This window comes from Vibrio sp. 10N.222.52.B7 (assembly GCF_041474275.1).
GTDB classification, from domain to species: domain Bacteria; phylum Pseudomonadota; class Gammaproteobacteria; order Enterobacterales; family Vibrionaceae; genus Vibrio; species Vibrio crassostreae_C.
Window position 1 is genome coordinate 4,551 of the sequence record NZ_JBFRTU010000085.1, and the last position, 734, is coordinate 5,284.

Sequence of the window (734 nt, forward strand, 5' to 3'; positions counted from 1 at the left end):
GATCCCGATCTGCCATTTGGCGAACTCGTCAAAAATGAGCCAAACTATTCAATAGACGCTGATCGTATTCGAGAGCAGAGCAGTGAAATACAGCATGAAATCAAACAAGTTTCTGATAATCACTTTGTAAAACAGTGGGATAACGTTGCATGAATGAACTAGACACTTGGTTAGAGCGGATCGGAGATTGGTACAAAGACCGAAAGCATGATCAAGTGGACCGGTTAGAACCTTTGATCTTAACGCCTCCAGATGCGCTCTGGGGGCCATTGATCACGGATGAGCAGAGCAAAGGCATCGCATGTTGGCTAGACGGATGCCTGAGAATCTTTACTTTCTATCGCCACCTCGCGGATTCATCGAATCCGGACTTGGCTTCGCAGGAGGCCAACAGCTCAAGCCATCAAGATAAAGCCTACCAATACCTAATGTTTGCCTACAGTAAGCTGCAAGCGGTGTCATGTGACCCAAAATCAGAAGCAGGATTGCAAGAGTGGTGTACACAGCGGCTACAACACTTGTGTGTATTGGCTTTGGAGTTTACGAACCAACAGCAAGAACCACGTTGGAAAGCAGAGTCTGAAAAATTGATCGAGTCGCATGTACGCTTTATGGCAACCCATCCCCGAAACGATGATCAAGGAATTATTCAACGCCATCTCCACTGATCAAGCCCTTCTCGATCAAGCATCAAATCAGAATCTCACCAGAGCTAGATCCGTAGAAAGCATGAT

General features: G+C 46.3%; 1 protein-coding gene and 1 pseudogene. Both read left to right on the plus strand.

What is annotated here, in order from left to right:
- Nucleotides 1-153, plus strand: a pseudogene (locus AB4512_RS25525) (ABC transporter ATP-binding protein); the annotation flags it as partial.
- Complete coding sequence (locus AB4512_RS19425) at nt 150-668, plus strand: transcriptional regulator (RefSeq protein ID WP_102320933.1); 519 nt, start codon at nt 150-152, stop codon at nt 666-668. The pseudogene AB4512_RS25525 and the gene AB4512_RS19425, both read left to right, overlap by 4 nt.
- Nucleotides 669-734 lie beyond the last annotated feature (66 nt).

Bases quoted from the DNA above. Each gene is read 5' to 3' on its own strand.
- AB4512_RS19425 (WP_102320933.1), top strand. From the start codon at position 150: ATGAATGAACTAGACACTTGGTTAGAGCGGATCGGAGATTGGTACAAA.